The sequence below is a fragment of the Anaerotruncus sp. 1XD42-93 genome (assembly GCF_009917605.1).
GTDB lineage: Bacteria > Bacillota > Clostridia > Oscillospirales > Ruminococcaceae > Anaerotruncus.
This window is the reverse complement of the sequence record NZ_QZEG01000213.1, coordinates 1-722: the sequence shown is the minus strand read 5'-3', so window position 1 is coordinate 722 and position 722 is coordinate 1. Positions and strand designations below refer to the sequence as shown.

Sequence of the window (722 nt, the reverse complement as noted above, 5' to 3'; positions counted from 1 at the left end):
GCAAAGGCCAGCCGGTTCCCCCGGTCATTGATCAGCCCGTACTTTGCGGAAAATGCGTCATAGAGCCGGTTTAACTCGGCTTGTGTTTCACGGATTGCCGCATCCGAAACAAAGCTGTCCATCTGCTGGCCGATGAGCTTCTGCACACAATCCCGCAGTTCCACCAGACCCTTGATACGGGCCTCGGCGGTAGCATTTAGGTCAGGGCGCACCATACGGCTGTTTTCACGATAGTACACCGCACCGTCCACAACGGTGTAGGAATAGTTTTTTACGTCAGGGTCAGCGGGGATGGAGGTGTCAATTTCCTCCCCCTCGCCCAGCTCCGGCAGTTCGGCCTCCTGATAGGTCCCGCGAATATATTTTATGGCGTCGTGCAGCTGGTCGGAAAGTTCCAGACCCTCAATAGGAGCCACTGTATAATCCTGTTTTCCGTATTGGGTGCTTTCTGAAACAGTGCGGCCCAGCACCATTTCCGGGTGGTCCAGGAAATAGCGGTTGATGGTAAAATCATCTTCGGTCCGTCCGGTCTGCGTCCAGTCTGGGGCAATGTCAATCGGGCGGTCACGTTTTTGCAGGAAAATGATGTCGGATACCACCTCTGTCCCGGCATTGGCCTTAAACGCATTGTTGGGCAGACGGATCGCGCCCAACAGCTCCGCCCGCTGCGCCAGATACCGGCGCACCGTAGAATCCTTGGAATCCATCGTGTAGCGGCTGGT

At 55.8% G+C, this 722-nt stretch carries 1 pseudogene; it reads right to left on the bottom strand.

The annotated features are described in order from the left end of the window. A pseudogene (locus tag D5269_RS18085) lies at positions 1-722 on the bottom strand (DEAD/DEAH box helicase); the annotation flags it as partial.